At 27.2% G+C, this 18,671-nt stretch carries 13 protein-coding genes and 1 other annotated feature; of the genes, 4 read left to right on the top strand and 9 right to left on the bottom strand.

The window, feature by feature from the left end; all coding sequences use genetic code 11:
* Positions 1-5: 5 nt before the first annotated feature.
* The 6 genes from cobU to AACH12_RS05240 form a co-directional block, all read right to left on the bottom strand.
* Positions 6-569: a bifunctional adenosylcobinamide kinase/adenosylcobinamide-phosphate guanylyltransferase gene (gene cobU, locus AACH12_RS05265; protein ID WP_338537013.1), complete on the bottom strand. Its 564-nt coding sequence runs from the start codon at positions 567-569 to the stop codon at positions 6-8.
* A complete protein-coding gene (locus tag AACH12_RS05260; protein WP_338537012.1) occupies positions 569-2,776 on the bottom strand; it encodes a cell division FtsA domain-containing protein in 2,208 nt (735 codons plus the stop codon). Before AACH12_RS05260 ends, cobU begins: the two co-directional genes overlap by 1 nt.
* A 28-nt stretch (positions 2,777-2,804) precedes the next feature.
* Positions 2,805-3,458, bottom strand: a complete 654-nt coding sequence (gene nth, locus AACH12_RS05255) for an endonuclease III (protein ID WP_338537011.1) — start codon at positions 3,456-3,458, stop codon at positions 2,805-2,807.
* A 154-nt stretch (positions 3,459-3,612) separates the two neighbouring features.
* A complete protein-coding gene (gene pepF / locus AACH12_RS05250; protein WP_338537010.1) occupies positions 3,613-5,409 on the bottom strand; it encodes an oligoendopeptidase F in 1,797 nt (598 codons plus the stop codon).
* Between the two features lie 137 nt (positions 5,410-5,546).
* Positions 5,547-5,786, bottom strand: a complete 240-nt coding sequence (locus tag AACH12_RS05245; RefSeq protein ID WP_338537009.1) for a thioredoxin family protein — start codon at positions 5,784-5,786, stop codon at positions 5,547-5,549.
* A 72-nt stretch (positions 5,787-5,858) separates the two neighbouring features.
* Positions 5,859-6,854 (bottom strand): permease, encoded by a 996-nt coding sequence (locus AACH12_RS05240; protein WP_338537008.1) that lies wholly within the window; start codon positions 6,852-6,854, stop codon positions 5,859-5,861.
* A gap of 359 nt (positions 6,855-7,213) precedes the next feature.
* Between AACH12_RS05240 and AACH12_RS05235 the strand changes: the two genes are divergently transcribed.
* On the top strand, positions 7,214-8,485 hold the full coding sequence (locus AACH12_RS05235) for an ArsB/NhaD family transporter (protein ID WP_338537007.1): 1,272 nt from the start codon (positions 7,214-7,216) through the stop codon (positions 8,483-8,485).
* A 49-nt stretch (positions 8,486-8,534) separates the two neighbouring features.
* On the top strand, positions 8,535-9,014 hold the full coding sequence (locus AACH12_RS05230; protein WP_338537006.1) for a hypothetical protein: 480 nt from the start codon (positions 8,535-8,537) through the stop codon (positions 9,012-9,014).
* Between the two features lie 119 nt (positions 9,015-9,133).
* Here the strand turns inward: AACH12_RS05230 and AACH12_RS05225 are convergent, their stop codons facing one another.
* The gene (locus AACH12_RS05225; protein WP_338537005.1) at positions 9,134-11,164 is read right to left on the bottom strand and encodes a class I tRNA ligase family protein; all 2,031 of its coding nucleotides are present in this window, start codon (positions 11,162-11,164) and stop codon (positions 9,134-9,136) included.
* Between the two features lie 53 nt (positions 11,165-11,217).
* Positions 11,218-11,439: a binding site (T-box leader), on the bottom strand.
* A gap of 23 nt (positions 11,440-11,462) precedes the next feature.
* On the bottom strand, positions 11,463-13,208 hold the full coding sequence (locus tag AACH12_RS05220; RefSeq protein WP_338537004.1) for an HD domain-containing phosphohydrolase: 1,746 nt from the start codon (positions 13,206-13,208) through the stop codon (positions 11,463-11,465).
* A 231-nt stretch (positions 13,209-13,439) separates the two neighbouring features.
* On the opposite strand from AACH12_RS05220, the gene AACH12_RS05215 reads away from it, so the two are divergent.
* Complete coding sequence (locus tag AACH12_RS05215; protein ID WP_338537003.1) at positions 13,440-14,930, top strand: phosphohexomutase domain-containing protein; 1,491 nt, start codon at positions 13,440-13,442, stop codon at positions 14,928-14,930.
* Between the two features lie 691 nt (positions 14,931-15,621).
* Positions 15,622-16,356 (top strand): hypothetical protein, encoded by a 735-nt coding sequence (locus AACH12_RS05210; RefSeq protein WP_338537002.1) that lies wholly within the window; start codon positions 15,622-15,624, stop codon positions 16,354-16,356.
* 125 nt (positions 16,357-16,481) lie between these two features.
* Here AACH12_RS05210 and AACH12_RS05205 read toward each other — a convergent pair whose 3' ends face one another.
* Positions 16,482-18,665: a DNA gyrase/topoisomerase IV subunit A gene (locus AACH12_RS05205; RefSeq protein ID WP_338537001.1), complete on the bottom strand. Its 2,184-nt coding sequence runs from the start codon at positions 18,663-18,665 to the stop codon at positions 16,482-16,484.
* Between the last annotated feature and the right edge of the window lie 6 nt (positions 18,666-18,671).

Below are 18,671 nucleotides of genomic sequence, written 5' to 3'. Positions count from 1 at the left end.
TTCACCTACTTTATTTTTATTTCAACTCCCGAAACTAACAAATATACATCATCTGCATTTTGTGCAATTACCTGATTAATTCTACCCGCAATATCCCTATATATTCTAGATAGTCTATTTTCAGGAACAATTCCCATTCCAAGTTCATTAGTTACAAATACTGCTTTTACATTAGTTTTACGTATTTCATTAATTAATTTTACAACCTGATCTTTAATGTATTTTTCAATTTCATCAATAATATTTCTACTACATTTTTCGTAATCAACTTGATCAAAATCAAACATTAAATTTGTGACTAAAATTGTAATACAATCCAGAAGAATTGTATCACAATCTTTTGTAATATTTTTTATTTCTTTATAAATATCCTTATATAATTCATAAGTATTCCAATGTTTAGGTCTACTTTCTTTATGTTTCTTTATTCTATCTTTCATACCTTCATCAAATGCAATTGCTGTAGCTATATAAGCAACTTTATTATTACTCACATTTACTAATTTTTCTGCAAATGTGCTCTTTCCACTTCTCGCTCCACCTGTAACCAATATCAATCTATTATCCATTATCTCCATCCTAGTTCAATTACGTCACCTGACTTAAGAACATCCGTATAACTTGCCCTTTTCCCATTTAATTTTAATACAATCATTCCTTTAGGTTTCGATGTATCAAATTTGTAATGTTCAAAAATATCTACAAAAACTAATTTTCTTTTTACATTATTAACTTCAACTTTTTCGCCATTAACCATAAACCAATAGCTATATTTTGTATTATTTATATTATTTGCAAGAGTATCTTGAAGAACGCTGTCAATTTGCTTTGAAAGCTCAATATCGCTATTTGAATTTATTTTTGGCTCATCAAAAACATTCTTAATATACTCGTCTATATCAATCTTACTATTTTGTGCTATTTCAGAATATTCAACATCATCCGTATTTGCCATATCAATAAAATTTTCTTCTTTACTAAAATCACTTATAATATTAGTATTCTTTTCTTCTAAGACTTCTTCAATATTCGCAGTCTTATAATCAACTTCATCACTATCTTTTAATAAAATATCTATGCTAGCTTTCTTACCATTAACGTACATATCAAAAAAATTTGTATTAAGATCTAGATACTCTGCTAAATCACCTACAGTTTTTATTAAAGAATACTTAACCACATCATTTTCTTTTACAATAGAAGATAATTCAACTTTCTCATCATTTAATTTAACATTATTTATCAAATTAATTTTTTTCCCTCTAATAAAAATATTTTTTTGAACAAAATACTCTGAAAGTTTCATGTATCTTCGATCCCCATTAGCAGCATTTTCTACAAAAATTGAATCCTTATTTTTAAGTTTTGTATCTAGGCTTGAAATAGCACCATTCACATATATATTTGCAGGTTCACCATATTCTCCAATTATTATTTTCTCTTTACCATTAACAATTACTGTATAAGACTCTCCGCGTTTTGCAATTAAGTCTCTTGGATTAAATCCAATTAATATTAAAGCATCTGAAACATTAAGCTTCCTAGAATTAAATAATCTAATAGGCTTATCATTTACCTTTACTTGAAGAAAATTGCTTTCAATTTCTTTAAATGCCGTGTAGCCAATTCCTATAGGAGTTATATATTCTGGACCAGAAAAACTTTTTTCCTTAAATTCAAGTTCTTTTATCATTTCAGTGCTTTTAATTACTGTTCTCTCCTTTGGAATTCCTAGTTTTTCAGATAATTTTTCAGTAAACTGAGGAACCTGACAACCACCACCAATACAAAAAACAGCACTGGGCGCTTTTCCATTAAATTCTTTAATCTGATTAGAAATATTCTCAGTTATATTATCAATTACTGGCATTATTTTTTCTGTTATCTCACTTGAAATTATAGTGTAATCCATGCCCACTATATTAGCGAATGTAATTTTTTCATTTATTGAAAGTTTTCTTTTTACTTCTTCTGCAGTATTAAAATCAAGCAAATACTCTTTAGCAATTGCCTCAGTAAGTAAGTCACCAGCCATAGATACCATACCATACGACGAAATAGTCCCGTCTTTTGTAATCGCTATATCTGATGTTCCAGCTCCAACATCAACTAATGCTAAATTTAACAATCTAATATTTTCTGGAATTGCAACATTAATTGCAGCAATAGGCTCTAGAGTTAAATTAACAACTTCTAAATCATTTTTATCAACAACCGTATAAAGGCTATCTACAACCATATGTGGTAAAAAAGTTGCTATTAAGTCAACTTCTAATTCTCTTCCTTTATGATCTTTAGGATTAATAATCATAGAACCATCTAAATAGTATCTTGTAACTGAGTAGCCAACACAGTAATACTTTGTCGAATTAGCATTTTCTCTATTTACAACTTCACTTTGTGCTTTTTGAATTGCTTCCATTTCTATATTATCAATTAGATCTTTTTCTATTATTTTTGTATAATCAATTTGTCTAAGGGTCTTTACTCTTGCAGTTTTTAGTGCTCTACCAGCTGCTGCAATTGCAACCTTCTTTAATTTATATGAATTTCTTGTTTCTAAAGCAATTTTTACTTTCTCAACTACATTTGCGACTTTATCAATATCATGGATTTGTCCATCAAACATTGCTCTATCAGGGTGTTCAAGCTCTTCAAAATCTATAACAATATACTTATCGTCGATTTTTTTAGCCAATGTTCCAACTACATTCCTAGTCCCAATATCTAAAGAGAATATTATTTCGTCTGGTAGTTTTTTTAATTCTTTATTCATATAATCACCTTTATTTTCACTAATTTTATTAAACGTTATTTAAATTAAACAAACAAATAGAATTTAAAGTGCATTCCATACATTTTGGATTTCTAGCTTTGCATACTCTTCTACCATGATAAATTATACAATGATGCATTTTTGTCCACTTTTCTTTTTTAATCTTTTTTCTTAAGAACATTTCTGTTTTTAAGACATCACTACTATTTGATATACCCAGTCTATTTGATACCCTTTGAACATGAGTATCAACTGCTATAGCAGGAGTATTAAAAGCATTACTAACTACAACATTTGCAGTTTTTCTTCCCACTCCAGGAAGTTTAAGCAATTCTTCAAATTCACTTGGAACTTTACCGGCATAATCATTATTAATAATAATACAGCTATTATAAATGTTTTTAGATTTTGTTTTAGAAAGTCCACAAGTTTTTATCATTTTTTCTAGCTCGAATATACCCAAATTAATTATATCTAAAGGTACTTTAACCACACGAAATAATTCTTTAGTAATTATATTTACTCTAATATCAGTGCACTGAGCAGAAAGAATGGTAGCAATTAATAACTCAAAAGGATTAGTAAAATTTAGCTCTGCTTTTGCATTAGGATATAATCTTTCAAGTTCATCAACAACGAACTTAATTTCTTCTTTATTTAATACGCTTCTTTTTCTTGACATAATACCACCTTATCTAATTCATTATATCAAATATATTTGCACTTTCAATTACGATTTAGAAATTATTTAGATTACAAATAAAAACAGCTACAATGTACTTTAATTATTTATTAAAGTATATGGCAGCTGTTTTGTATAAATTTTTTTAAAATTACTATTCGTTAGTCAAATCTTCCATTTCGTCTACTAATTTTCCAAACAATTTTAGAGCACTTTCTACAGGAGCTTTTGTCTCCATGTCTGCTCCTGCTTTTCTTAGAATTTCAATTGGATATTTGCTACTACCAGCACTTAAAAATTCAGTATATCTTTCTACTGCAGGTTGACCTTCATTTATTATAGCGTTAGATAATGCAATCGCTGCTGAAAAACCAGTAGCATATTGATAAACGTAAAAATTAAAATAAAAATGAGGTATTCTTGCCCACTCAACATCTATTTGCTTATCAATAATCATATCTTTACCATAATATTTTATATTTAAATTTCTATATAATTCTTTAAGTTTTTCTGCAGTAAGTGCTCCACCATTTTCAACTACAGTGTGAATATCTCTTTCGAATTCTGCAAACATTGTTTGTCTATAGACAGTACCTCTAAATTGATCAAGGTAGTGATTAAGTAAATATAACTTTTCTTCTTTAGATTTAGAATTTTTAAGAAGATGATTCATAAGAAGTGATTCATTAGTAGTAGAAGCAACTTCAGCTAAAAATATACTATAATTTCCATAAACATATTCCTGGTTTTTATGAGTTAAATAGCTATGCATAGAGTGTCCCATTTCATGAATCAAAGTAAACATATTATCTAGAGTATCATGATAATTTAAAAGAATAAACGGCTTTGAGTCATAATTTCCCCACGAATAAGCTCCGCTTCTTTTTCCTTTATTTTCATAGACATCTATCCAGCCTTCTTCAAAACTTCCCTTTACAGTATTTTTGTACTCTTCTCCTAAAATACCAAGAGTTTCAATTACAGTTTCTTTAGCCTCATCAAAACTTACTTTCATATCATAATTTTTAATCATAGGAGTATATAAATCATACATATGAAGTTCATCTAAAGCTAATATTTTTTTTCTTAATCTCATATATTTATGCATGGGCTCTAAATTATTATGAACCGCTTCAATCAAATTATCATAAACAGATGAAGGAATATTATTTTGAAAAATAGCTGCTGACCTTGCGTTCTCATGCTTTCTAACTTTTGCATAAAAAATATTCTTTTTAACTTCTGAATAAACTAAATTAGCTAATGTATTTTGATACTGTTCAAATACAGAGTAATACTTTTCAAAAGCTTCTTTTCTCACTTTTCTATTCTTTGATTCCATTAATGGAATAAAAGATCCATGTGATAATTGTACCTCTTTTCCATCTTCATCAGTGGTGTAGGGAAAAATAAAATCAGATGAATTAAGTGTTCCAAAAACATCATTCGGTACTGTTCCAATATCAGAAGACATTGCTAAAATTTCTTCTTCCCTTTCAGAAAGAATATATTTTTTACTTCTAAAAATATTATCAATATATTGTTTATATAAATTAAGTTCCTTTTTTTCTGAAATATATTTATCAACAATAGATTTATCTTTTTCAATTATTTCTGGAATAAAAAATGATGTTATTTTTGAAAATTCTGTTGCTAATTGTTGACTTCTTGCTGCATATTCTAAAGATTTGTTATTTGATGTATCTTCATCTCTTTTAAGAAATGAATATGTTACCACATTAGTGAGTATTCTATCACCTTTTTCAAATAACTTAATAGCTTTATAAAAACTATCAGAACTATCTAAAATACTTCCTTTTAAATTAGAAAATTCACTCATAATATTATTCACTCTTTTATAATCTGCTTCCCAAGTTTCCATATCAGAGTATATTGAAGAAATATCCCACTTAAATTTGTCTTGTATTTCCTTTCGCTCTTTTAAGCCCATAAAAACCTCCTACTTTTTCTGATTTATAGTCATTCTAATATTTTGCAATTAATATTATTTCCATCTATTACATTTTAACATAAAAAAAGGGATATCATATAATTTTTTTTATATGATATCCTTTATGACTTGTTTTTTTATTTATTTTCTTCTATTATTTGCATTAATTCAGCTACCTTTGGCACCTTTCCAGTAAATATTACTTTTTCATCAATTACAAATCCAGGAACTTTCATAACTCCAAATTGCATAATTGTTTTAATGTCCTCTACCTTAATTACTTCAGCTTCTATTCCTAATTTTTTTACAGCATCCTTTGTATGTTTTTCTAATTTTTTACAAGTCGAACATCCTGTTCCAAGTACTTTAATAATCATATTCATTCTCCTTATTTTGATTTTTTTAATGAACTTAATCAACTCACTAATTTTTGATTAAAAAATCATTCATTATACTAACAAATGCGCAATACTATTAAATAAATAACCTACTAATATAATACCAATTCCAGTTATAATTACAAACATTTTAATTAACTTTGGCTTTATAACTTTTCGAAGAAGTAACATCTCTGGAAGCGATAATGCTGTCGTTGCCATCATAAAGGAAAGTGCTGTACCAATTCCAACTCCCTTAGCAATTAGCGCTTCTGCAATAGGAATAGTACCAAGTGCATTTGAGTAAAGTGGAATTCCAACAACTACTGCAACTAATACTGCAAATGGATTAGAAGGACCTGCATATTTCGAAAGGACTTCAGCAGGGGCCCAACCATGAATTAATGCACCAAGAGCTATACCAATAAGTAGGAATATCCAAATTCTGAGTATAATATCTTTTACATTTTCAAGCGCAAAATTTACTCTTTCTTTATGCGTTAATTTTTCTATTTCTAAATCATTTACTTGCATTTCATAAACATAACCCTCAACCTGATCCTCCATCTTAAGTTTACCAATAACTATTCCACCAACTACTCCTACAACGATACCCGTTATAACGTAAGTAAATGCAAGTTTCCACCCAAACGACGCCAAAAGTATTGCAAAAGCCGCCTCATTTACTATTGGAGAAGTAATAAGAAATGAAAAAGTTAAGCCTAGAGGAACACCTGCTTCTATAAAACCAATAAAAATTGGTACCGAAGAACATGAACAAAACGGTGTTACTGTTCCAAGTAAAGAAGCCATTATATTTCCCACTACACCATCAAATCTGCTAAGTATTTTTTTGGTTCTCTCGGGCGGAAAATAAGATCTAACATAAGAAATAAGAAAAATCATAATTCCAAGTAAAATAATAATCTTAATTGTATCATAAAAGAAAAAATGAATGCTTGAACCTAGTCTTGTTGATGTTGATACATGGAAAACATTTTCAACAAGTAATGTAATCAGTTTATTAAGCCAATTAAACATTAAAATATCATTTATAAACTTAATCATAATAACCTCCATTGATAGTAAAACTATACATTAATTTCACAGTATATTAGAATTTCCTAATATACTGTGCTCATTTATAATACTTCAAGTATTAGTAAAAGTCAATCCTTTTATCATTTTTTTGTTTATTTATTATTTAACCCTTTTAATAAACAATAAATTACAAATATTAATTCTCCATGAAAGTATATATTTAAGTGAACATTACACGTTGTGACACAAATGGCACTATAGCTTGAATTCAGCTAATTAAGTACGTCTCAGGTAATTTACTATTTGACTTTGGCATATTAGAATAGTAAAATAAAATTTATGGTTCGGCATATTGTCTAATAAATTCTTGTAGGGGAGTGATTTATTTGGAACAAAATGTTATTTTAGCTATAGTAATTTTTGCAGCAACTTATTTAATTATTATATCTGAGAGAATTCATAGATCAGCTATTGCAATGCTCGGAGCTTTTTTAATGCTTATTTTTAATGTCGAATCCCAAGAAAAAGCATTTGAGCATATTGATTTTAATACTATAGGTCTACTTATTGGTATGATGATTATAGTAAATATTATGAAACGCAGTGGTTTTTTTGAATATCTCGCTATAAAAGCAGCAAAACTAGCAAAAGGAGACCCGTGGAAAATAATTGTATCATTTTGTTTTATTACAGCAATTTCTTCTGCTCTTCTTGACAACGTAACAACAATTCTTTTAATAGCACCTGTTACTTTTGTTGTTACTGACAAATTGGAACTTAATCCCATTCCATTTTTATTACCTGAAATACTTATTTCTAACATTGGAGGAACAGCAACCTTAATTGGAGATCCACCAAATATTATGATTGGAAGTGCTGCTAATCTTGGATTTATGGACTTTGTAACAAATTTAGCACCTGTTATTGTTATTGTTTTTATTGTAATTATGTTTATTTTAAAATTTATTTACAAAAAAGATTTAAAATGCAAAACAGAAAATAAAATGAAAATTATGAAACTTGATGAAAAACTCGCTATTAAAGATAAGAAAATATTGATTAAAAGCTCTACAGTTCTTATTTTAACGATTATAGGATTTATGCTCCATCAAAAATTTGGTTATGAATCTGCAACCATTGCATTAATTGGTGCATCTGTACTTCTAGTAATCGGAAAAGTTGATGTAGAAGAATTGTTTTATGAAATTGAATGGCCTACTATTTTCTTTTTTGCATCTCTATTTATGCTTGTAGGTGCCTTAGAAGAAGTCGGCATTATGGAGACACTTGCTACAAAAATGATTAATTTAACAAATGGAAATATATTTTTAACTGCTATGATTATTCTATGGGGATCTGCGATAGCATCAGCATTTCTTGATAATATTCCTTTTGTTGCAACTATGATACCTCTAATTCGCAATATGTCAGAAGTCGGCGGACTCGAAGTTGGCCCGCTGTGGTGGTCATTAGCTCTTGGGGCATGTTTAGGAGGAAATGGATCTTTAGTTGGCGCTTCTGCAAATGTTATAGTAGCAGGCATGCTTGAAAAGAAAAATAATAAACTTGGCTTTATTACATTTCTTAAAATTGGTTTTCCTATTATGATTGTTAGTGTATTTATTTCTTGTATTTACCTTATTATATTTTATTTCTAGTTAAATTTTTATAATATTTGGGTACTAATATAATATAAAGGAGGCTTATATGAGAACATTAATAAATGCAGAAATTATGGAACAAGGAATAAAACTTAGACAATTAGGAGCAAAAGTTACTGTTATAAGCGGAAAACTTTGTTATGTTAAATTTGAAATTGGTGGATACAAAATTCAATATGTTTATAATGTCAATTCTAAAGGAAATTACTTTTTAGAAAGGACAAAGCCATACCCACTTCCTCTTAGAGAATTTGAAAAGGAAGAAGATGTAATTGATATTATTGAAATAGATATTGAACAGTTTAAATTTGCTCTAAAAAGTCAGAATATTAACGATTTTATAAATATTGGCAAAGAATTAAATTTTACTATAAGAAAATTCGAAGATTTATTTTTATACTACAATGTTTCTTCTGATAAGGTTCAATCAATAAAAAACAAACTACATGAAATAAACAAAGAAATTAATAATACAAAAGAAATTTCCAAAAGAATTTATTTTAGAAAAGAACCAGAAAATATATAAATAAAGCTTGTATAAATTTTAAAAATCCCTAAAATCATATTTCAATTTTAGGGATTTTTAAGTGATTATAGTAGTAAATTGTATTACTTGTATTATTTGTATTTCAATATAATTTTATTTTAAGAAAAGAAACTTGGATGATTTGCAAAAAAATCGAATTTTGGTGGAATTGTCTTAATTTTATGATTTTCTATATCGTCAATATTAGAATCAATTGTATCAAAAATAAAGTTCCATGACCAAAGTGAATCGTTTAAATTCAAATATTTTTTTACATTCTCAGCACTTGATGGTACAACAGGATGCAATAATGTTAAAATTACTTTCATACCATAGAATGTATCAGATAATACTTTCATTCTTAGTTCATTATTATCCTCTTTATCTGCAATATTCATTTGTTTTGCCCAGTATTTACTTAGTTTTCTTATCACACTATCAAGAGCAATAATTACCCTATGAAGTTCTTGTTTTGACATTGCATTTTCATAATCGTAGACAGATTTTTCTATTAGCATTTTAATTTCTTCACTAATTTCAAGCATTGGAATTTTATTATCATTGTATGTTTGTGCTGTATAAAAACAAGATCTTACAATTCTATTATAAACTTTTGTTAATAGGAAACCATCATTAATTACTGGATCTTCGTTTTTACTTTCTATTCCAGAAGCATACACCTTTGGATTAAAACTTACACTTTTTTTCGATAAACCTAAACTTAAGAAATGAAGTCTTAATTGGTCCTTTGTATAATAATTTAAAAGTTCATGCGCCATTGGAGGTTTAATAGAACCCGAACTACTTGCTTTTTCATTCATAAATAATATATGGTGATTAGCTACTAGGTGTGGAAAATTCATTCCGTCAATACTAAGGTCCTTAGTATCATTCAAATCTTTTTCACCATCTACCATGTAATATGCCATCATCATCGCCATTTCAGGCAGTCCATAAAAATGAATATTATCTTCCCCAATAAATTGGTAAACTTTAGTATCAGAATCAGTCCACCATTTTGTCCATTTATCATTATTTCCTATTGATTTTAAGTAAGTTTTTGTAAATGAAATTGGAGCCCAAAGTGACTCTGGCCATACCCAAAATGACAATTTATCTACGCCTTCTTTAATAGGTACTTTTATTCCCCAATCAATATTTCCAGTCAATCGAAATGGTGTAATAGCTTTCCCACTTCTATATCTAACTCCATAATTATCAAGTATTTCTTTTGCCTTTGCTCTATCTTGTAAATTCGTGTAGATTATTGAAATAGAAGGTTTTTTCTCAATATTTTCTAATACGCCACCTAATGATTTTATAAATTCATCTGTTTGTTCTTCAAAATCTTTACGTTTTATATGAATAGCAGGTGGATTCATAAACTCCTCTAAAGTTCTAATAACTACTGGTCTAACGTTTCTGTCTTTCTTTAGATTCTCGATTAATTTTTTTAATGGAACAATAAATCTCTCAAGATCAAAATACCAATTTTCCGTATTCTTAAGTACAGGCTTTTCACCAGATAAAACACTTGTCGGATTAATCAATTCCTCAGCTGGGTATTGATGTCCTAAATCACATTCATCAGCATATCCTTTTTCTGATTTGCACCCTGCATATGGGCATTTTCCAATTACTTGCCTACCATTTAAAAAACTTCCAAATTTTTCATCATAAAATTGAGGTAAACTCATTTTTTTAAGAAAACCATTATTATATAATATATTAAAAACTTCATTTGAAACATTTTCATGTATTTTACCGCTTTCACCAAAAGCGGAAGTAGCATATAAGCTTAAATTAATATCATAATCTTCCATAGTTTGTTTTTGTTTTAAGTGAAAATTATTAACATAGTCTTCAATTGAAATATCAACCTTTGCAGTTTCACAATGTTTTTTATGACTTGTAATTATTGGAGATCCATAACAATCAGTTCCTGAAACAAAAATTACATTTTCCTCTCCAATTCTATCTTTCATAAATCTTGCAAATGTATCTGCATGGACAAATACACCTCCAATATGTCCAAAATGCAAAGCTTTATTACCATATGGCATACCTCCAGTAATAACTACTCTTTTGGGAAATTCAGGTCTTTTTATAATTCTATTTGCTCTATTTCTCTCATTATTTTTTTTACTCATCTTGTCCTCCATTTAATAATTCTCAATTTAAAAAGCCCCTACAGTTTAAAAACTGTAGGGGCGTAATATCTATTATACGCGGTACCACCCTATTTTAAAGCCTAGCAAATGTCAATATACTCTAGTCCTATAACGCGAACACACGTCATTGCATCACCTTTTGATCCACAATGCAGCTCTAAGACTTGTTTCCTTAATAATCCAACACCCATTTCCACCAAGTAGGGCTCTCTAAAGTTATCATAAGTAAGTACTCTTCTCTTCAATGCCTTTGTAATGTGATTATAAATAATTGATCTTATTTTGTCAAATCTATTTTACCTATCTTTATTAATTCAATAAAAGCATCAACTACCACAGAATCAAACTGACTACCTTTATTATTTATTAATTCATTCATAGCGTCTTCAAGTTTTAAGGCATTTCTATATGATCTATTTGTAGTCATCGCATCAAAAGAATCGGCCACCATCACAATTTTAGATTCTATTTTTATCTGATCTCCGCTTTTTCCATCAGGATATCCTTTTCCGTCTACTCTTTCATGATGTTCAAGAGCAATTAAGCTCGCTTCACTTAAAAAATTAATATCGTTTATAATGTCATAACCTAAATATGGGTGCCTCTTAATTTCTAAATACTCTAAGTCAGTTAGCCTTCCTTTTTTAGTTATTATATTTTCACTTATTCCAATTTTACCTATATCATGAAGCATAGCACCATAAGTAAGATTTTTTATTGATTCACTTGATAAATCCATTTTTTGCGCTATTAATAAAGAATATTTTGTAACTCTCTCACAATGTCCACCTGTATATTCATCTTTTGCATCTATTGTTTTAGCAAGAGTTTTTATGGTTTCATAATATATCCTATTATTTTCTTGAACTAATTCTTCAACTTCTGAAAGTAATTCTGAAATCTCCTTGTTTTTTACTAGTAGTTCATTTCGATCTTTATTCATGGTATCTAAAAGACCATTTAGATTATATCCTATTGTTTTAATTTCATTTTTAGGAATTGCAGTCACTCTAGCATTATAATTTCCTTTTGAAAATTCTTCCATAACATCTGATATATTATCAAGCGGTTTTAACGATTTATTAATAAAAACTCTTATAAATACTGCAAGCACCATAAACAGAAAAAAGCCACTAATAGATATCATTTTTGTTATTGCATTACTTCTACTATTTAATTCTGAATAATTTTCTTTTGCAAATATTAACCAAGTACTATTCCATTTTTCTAAATATATTGGCATAAAAAAATATCCAACGCTATTCTTTCTAAAATCTAAAGAAGAAATATTAATATCATCCTTATATTTCCCATTTTTAACATCTAACAAAATCTTATCAATTTTCTTTTTATCCAAGTCCAAATCATATATTGTTTTAAGACCAACTTTACCATTAATATCAGAAATTAAAATACCTGTATTAGAAATAATTCCAAATTCAGATTTATTACTGGTATTATTTAAAAAAAACGGTGAGAAAAAATCATCATTAATGGCTATTATTATCATTTTTTCATTATCAACTTTTGATAGTATATAAAATTTATTATATATTTTATCTACATAAAATTCTGTATTATTAGCAGATAATTTGTTTGATTCATTAATAATATTATATATTACATTATTATTTAGTAAATTTAATTTTAGGGTATATCTTGTATCAACTTTTTTTGTATGCAAGTCTAAAATAGAATATCCAGAAACAGTGTTATTATTAAAATTGGTAGATTTTGATAAAAACTTTATAAATTCATCACTATCAACTTTATATAAAGTTTTGGCAATATTAAAATTTATTTTAAGACTTTCAACATTGTCTACCAATCTATTAATACTTAAGTTAAAATAGCTATTAACTGATTTTACTCTTGAATTAAATGATTCTTTTTCAGATTCCTTAATATTTTTTGAAATTTGCACAGTAAAAAAAATAAGTACCAGTGCTAAAGTAAGTGTAATCGCAATAATCATTTGATTTGATAATTTATGTCTTTTTTTAATAATAAATTCTTTATTCATTATTCTATGGTTTTTATTCAACTTAACACCACCTTAATTATATCTATACTATTATACATTTTTTTTGTTACAATTTTATGAACATAGCAAATTAATTAGAACAATATATATGCTAATAATCAAAATAATTTAATATATTATAATGATACACTTTTTTATTCCTTATAAGCAAAAAAAATGTTAAAATATTATGAAATCAAATACATTTGCAATATATATGAGGAGAAAATTATGCAAAATTATAAAATTTTACAAAACGGATCAGATATTAGAGGTATTGCTCTAGATGGTTATAAAGACGAAAAAATAAATTTTACTAAAAATGAAAGCTATAATATTGCAATATCATTTGTAAATTGGCTTTCTCAAAAAGTTAATAAGCCAAAGAACGAACTTATTATTACAGTTGGAAATGATTCTAGACTTACTGGTGATGTTATTAAAGAAGGTATTTTATCAGGAATTATTGAGTCAAAAGCAATTCCATATGACTGCAAAATTGCATCAACTCCTTCCATGTTTATGACAACAATATTTGATGATATTAAAGCAGATGGTGCAATAATGATAACTGCAAGTCACCTACCTTATAATAGAAATGGAATGAAATTTTTTACAAATGTAGGTGGACTAGATAAAAAAGATATATCTGAAATTCTTTCTATTGAGAAAGAATTTGAATTTAAAAAACACCAAAGCGAAAATTATTATCCTGTACTTGATAAATATTCTGATTACTTATGCAATATTATAAAAAAAGAAGTTAACTCAAAAACAAATTATGATTACCCGCTAATGAATTTTAAAATACTTGTTGATGCTGGTAACGGAGCAGGTGGATTTTTTGCTGAAAAAGTTTTAGAGAAACTTGGAGCTAATACAAATGGAAGTCAATTTTTAGAACCTGATGGTAGTTTTCCAAATCATATTCCAAATCCTGAAGATAAAGACGCTATGAATTCAGTTATCCAAGCTACATTAAATTCAAAAGCAGACTTAGGCATAATATTTGACACAGATGTTGATAGGGCAGCAATTGTTGATAAAAGTGGAAATTCAATTAATAGAAATAAACTTATAGCATTAATGAGCGCTATAACTTTAAGAGAATTCCCTAAAACAACTATAGTAACTGACTCTGTTACTTCGGTAGGCTTAAGTAGATTTATTGAAAATTTAGGTGGAAGTCACTTAAGATTTAAAAGAGGTTATAAAAATGTAATTAATAAATCAATCGAGCTTAATAAAGAAAATATTCATAGTTCGCTTGCAATTGAAACTTCTGGCCATGGTGCATTTAAAGAAAATTATTTTTTAGATGATGGTGCTTATATAATAACTAAAATATTGATAGAAGCTTCAAGACTTAAAGAAAACAATATGACAATTTCTGATTTGATTTCTGATTTAGAAGAAGTTAGTTATGACGAGGAAATTAGGCTCAAAATTAAGTCTAAAGATTTTTTAGAATACGGACAAGCTGTTTTAGATGAATTTGAAAAATTCGCTTTAAATGATTCTGATTTAGAGATAGTTAAACCTAATTATGAAGGAGTTAGAGTTAATTTCGATTTCGATGAAGGAAAAGGATGGCTCCTACTTAGAATGTCATTACATGATCCTGTTATGCCTATAAATATAGAATCAAATACAAATGAAGGACTAGATAAAGCAAAAGATATGTTGAACAGTTTTTTATCTAAATACAGTGAACTTAGTTAATTTTTGTGGCTAATGTAAATATAAATTGAATAAAGAAAAATTAGAGTAATAATATTAAGGATTGAATTCGAATAGATTTTGAAATGTTTATGTTAAATGATATCTCAAAATATATTTGATTATTGTAACTTTAAAAATAATGAAAAACAGACCATACCTTGAAATTCTTTCAGTATATGGTCTGTTTTTCATTTTCATATATCGATTAGTTGAATTATTGAGACTTTTAAATTTATTGGTGCCAACTATTGATATTCGTTATATACAAAATAATAATAAAATTTTGGATGATAACAGTTAATAATATTGCTAAAAAAATAGGAATAGAAAAGTTGATTACATATTTATTTAGAAAGAAGAATTAAAAATTTTTAATCGTATAACAAAAAACTAATTTTTTTCAATCAACCGAATTATTACCAAGTATGTCGTTTTTTTTACCAAAAATATAAATATTGTTGCAATTTCAAAAAAAAAAACATTATAATTTGTTTTATAGAGATTAAATTGTATTAAAATGTAATATTCCTTTATTTAACTCAATTCGTATAATATATCAATTGAAGTTTTAAAAAATCATGTAAGAGGAGGTTTATGGGCACAGCGCAAGGTTATTGTTTAATAATTCTTGGAGATAGTTGCAATTTCATCATCAAGGATATTATTTTATATTTTAAAAAGCGAGGTTATTATGGAAACAACATATTCAATTTCAGAAAATTTTATTAAGTTAAAAAAACGTACTATGTTAACACTGACAATTATGATGCCAATTTTGATTATGCTTTCAGCAGTGATTGGTTTTGGAAATTCCACTATAATTAAGTCATCAAAATTTATACTTATACTTTCAGGCATTTCTATTTTTTTAGTAATTGAACTTATTGTTGTATCAAAAATTATGCTAAAAAAAATCAAATCGAACAAAATTGAGTTTACCGATACTGCTATTAAAAGATATGGTGGAAAATATGTAGAAGAATTTAATTTCGAGGATATTACAAAAATTAAGGTCATTAAACTTCCTTCCAAAAAAATTGAATATATCAAAATTAAATACAAAAAAAAATCAATAACTTTATATGGTTTTGAAAATTTAGAAGATATATTCAAGAAAATCGAAAATAAAATTCCAGATACTTCAATAATAACTGATAAATTTTGGAAAATCAATTGGAATAATCCTTTTGCTATGATTGTTTTTATGCTACTATTATTAGTGGTAATAAGCTCAATAACTAGAATAAATCATACACTCTATGAGTATTTTAACAATGTCTTCACAATTGGAGTTTCTCTGTACTTTATTTTAGGTAAACCAATTTCTAAAAGTGGAGGAAAAAGATTTAGAATACTCGAATTGATATTAGGATGTGCCATATTAATTTCATCTTTAATTGGTATTAGTTCATTATTTTTTAATTAAAACTACTACTCCTCAAACTCATAATATCTCCAAATCTAAAACTTCATCATCATTTCCTAAATAATTAAAAAGCTTATACACCATACTTTTAGCATAGCTAAAAAGTACAGCATATAAGCTTTTTTCTATAAAACTAATTTACTCATCATAATTGTCATGCTATCAATGGATTTACCCGCCATTGGTATTTTCTTTTGTCTATAATGATCTATTTCCTCAAGAACTATTTCATCTTTTAAAAATACTTTAGAAAGTTTACTGCCCTTTTTAAGCCTTAAAACCTGAACACCTTTTGTTGATTTTGTAGCTTTTTCTGGAATAAGTGACGTATTTACAAGCATAATATGATATTCAATTCCCTTGAATGATCTTGATAAGACTATATCTATATCTTCTTTAATATATAAAATTCTAATTAATTTTGAATCATTTGAATAAGCTTTTACAAGTCTTTTTCTATTTGTTTTTGTTTCATACGATTTAAGTGGTACTCTTGCTATTTTACCATTTTCAAAAATGAATAATAAATGACCCTCATAGTTATTTGTAACTACAGTAAATATAGCTTTTTCACTTTCATTCATATCGTGAACATTAGGTACATAAACACCTAAACTACTTGCTTTATGGTCAGGTAATTCGTAAAGCTTTGATTTATAACAGTTACATTCATTTGAAAAGAAAAGAATATCACTTTTATTACTACTTTCAAATTCTTGAACAATATAATCATCTTGTTTTAATTTTTGATTATTGCTTGCTCTGAGAGAAACTAAAGAAATTTTCTTCAAATATGAGTGTGCTGTAAAAAATACTTTTAAATTATAATCATCAATTTCATTTTTAGGTGTATGAATATCAATTGTATCATGTCCTACAATTTCTGTCCTTCTAGGTCTTTTATGTTTCTTTATTACTCTTTTTAAATCTGAAATTATAATTTTATTTATTCTATTCTTGTTTTGTAAAATATCATTTAAATCTTTAATTTCAGCTTCTAACTCTGCTATTTCGCTAATTCGTTTTAATACGTAATTTTTATTTAGGTTTCTTAATTTTATATCTGCAACATAATTTGCTTGTATTTCATCTATTTTAAAGTAATTAATTAAATTTGGAACTACTTTATCATCACTTTCAGTTTTTCTAATAATACTAATTGCTTTGTCTATATCGAGCACTACAGTTTTAAGTCCATATAGTAAATGTAATTTATCCGATAAATTTTTTATATCAAATGAAACTTGTCCTTTTATTGATTTTGTTCTAAACTTAAGCCATTCATTTAAAATATTTTTCACTCCAAGAACTTTAGGTCTACTTTCTATAAGTAAATTAAAATTGCATGAAAACGTATCCTCAAGTGGAGTGTATCTGTAAAGTTTTATCATAAACTCATCTGGATTAACATTTCTCTTTAGATCAATTGTAATTTTAAGACCACCTAAATCCGTTTCATCTCTTATGTCTGATATTTCTTTTACTTTGCCATTCTTAACTAACTCTACAATTTTATCAATAATCGCCTCAGTTGTTGTTGTATATGGAATTTCATATATTTCTAAACAATTTTCTTTTTTTACGTACTTGTATTTTGATCTGAGTTTAAATGAACCTAGTCCTGTATCATAGATTTTTCTTATATCTTCTTCATTATAAATAAGCGAAGCACCTGTTGAAAAATCAGGACCTTTTAAAGTAGTCATTATATCAAAATTTGGATTCTTAATATATTCTATTGTAGAAAGGCATATTTCTTCAAGATTAAATGAACAAAAACTACTAGCCATACCTACTGCTATTCCTTTGTTTGGACTTACTAGAATATTTGGAAACGTAGTCGGTAAAAGAGTCGGTTCTTTTAACTCTCCATCATAATTATCTACAAATTCAACTGTATTTTTTTCAATATCTTTAAAAATCTCACTGCAAATCGAATCTAATTTAACTTCAGTATATCTTGATGCCGCAAACTTCATATCTCTTGATGTTGTTTTTCCAAAGTTACCCTTTGAATCTACATAAGGATGAAGAAGTGCATCGTGTCCTCTTGTAAGTCTAACCATGGTAGCATAAATTGCTTGATCTCCATGTGGATTAAGCTTCATTGTTTGCCCTACTACATTTGCTGATTTTGTTTTATTCGAAGTAATAAGCTTCATTTTAAACATAGTATATAATAATTTTCTATGCGAAGGTTTAAAGCCATCTATTTCAGGAATAGCTCTAGATACAATTACACTCATTGCATAAGGCATATAATTTTTTTCTAAGGTTTCTGTTATTCTTTGTTTCTCAATTTTAGCCACTATATA

The sequence above is a fragment of the Helicovermis profundi genome, assembly GCF_033097505.1.
GTDB lineage: Bacteria > Bacillota > Clostridia > Peptostreptococcales > Acidaminobacteraceae > Helicovermis > Helicovermis profundi.
This window is presented reverse-complemented; position numbering and strand designations above follow the sequence as displayed.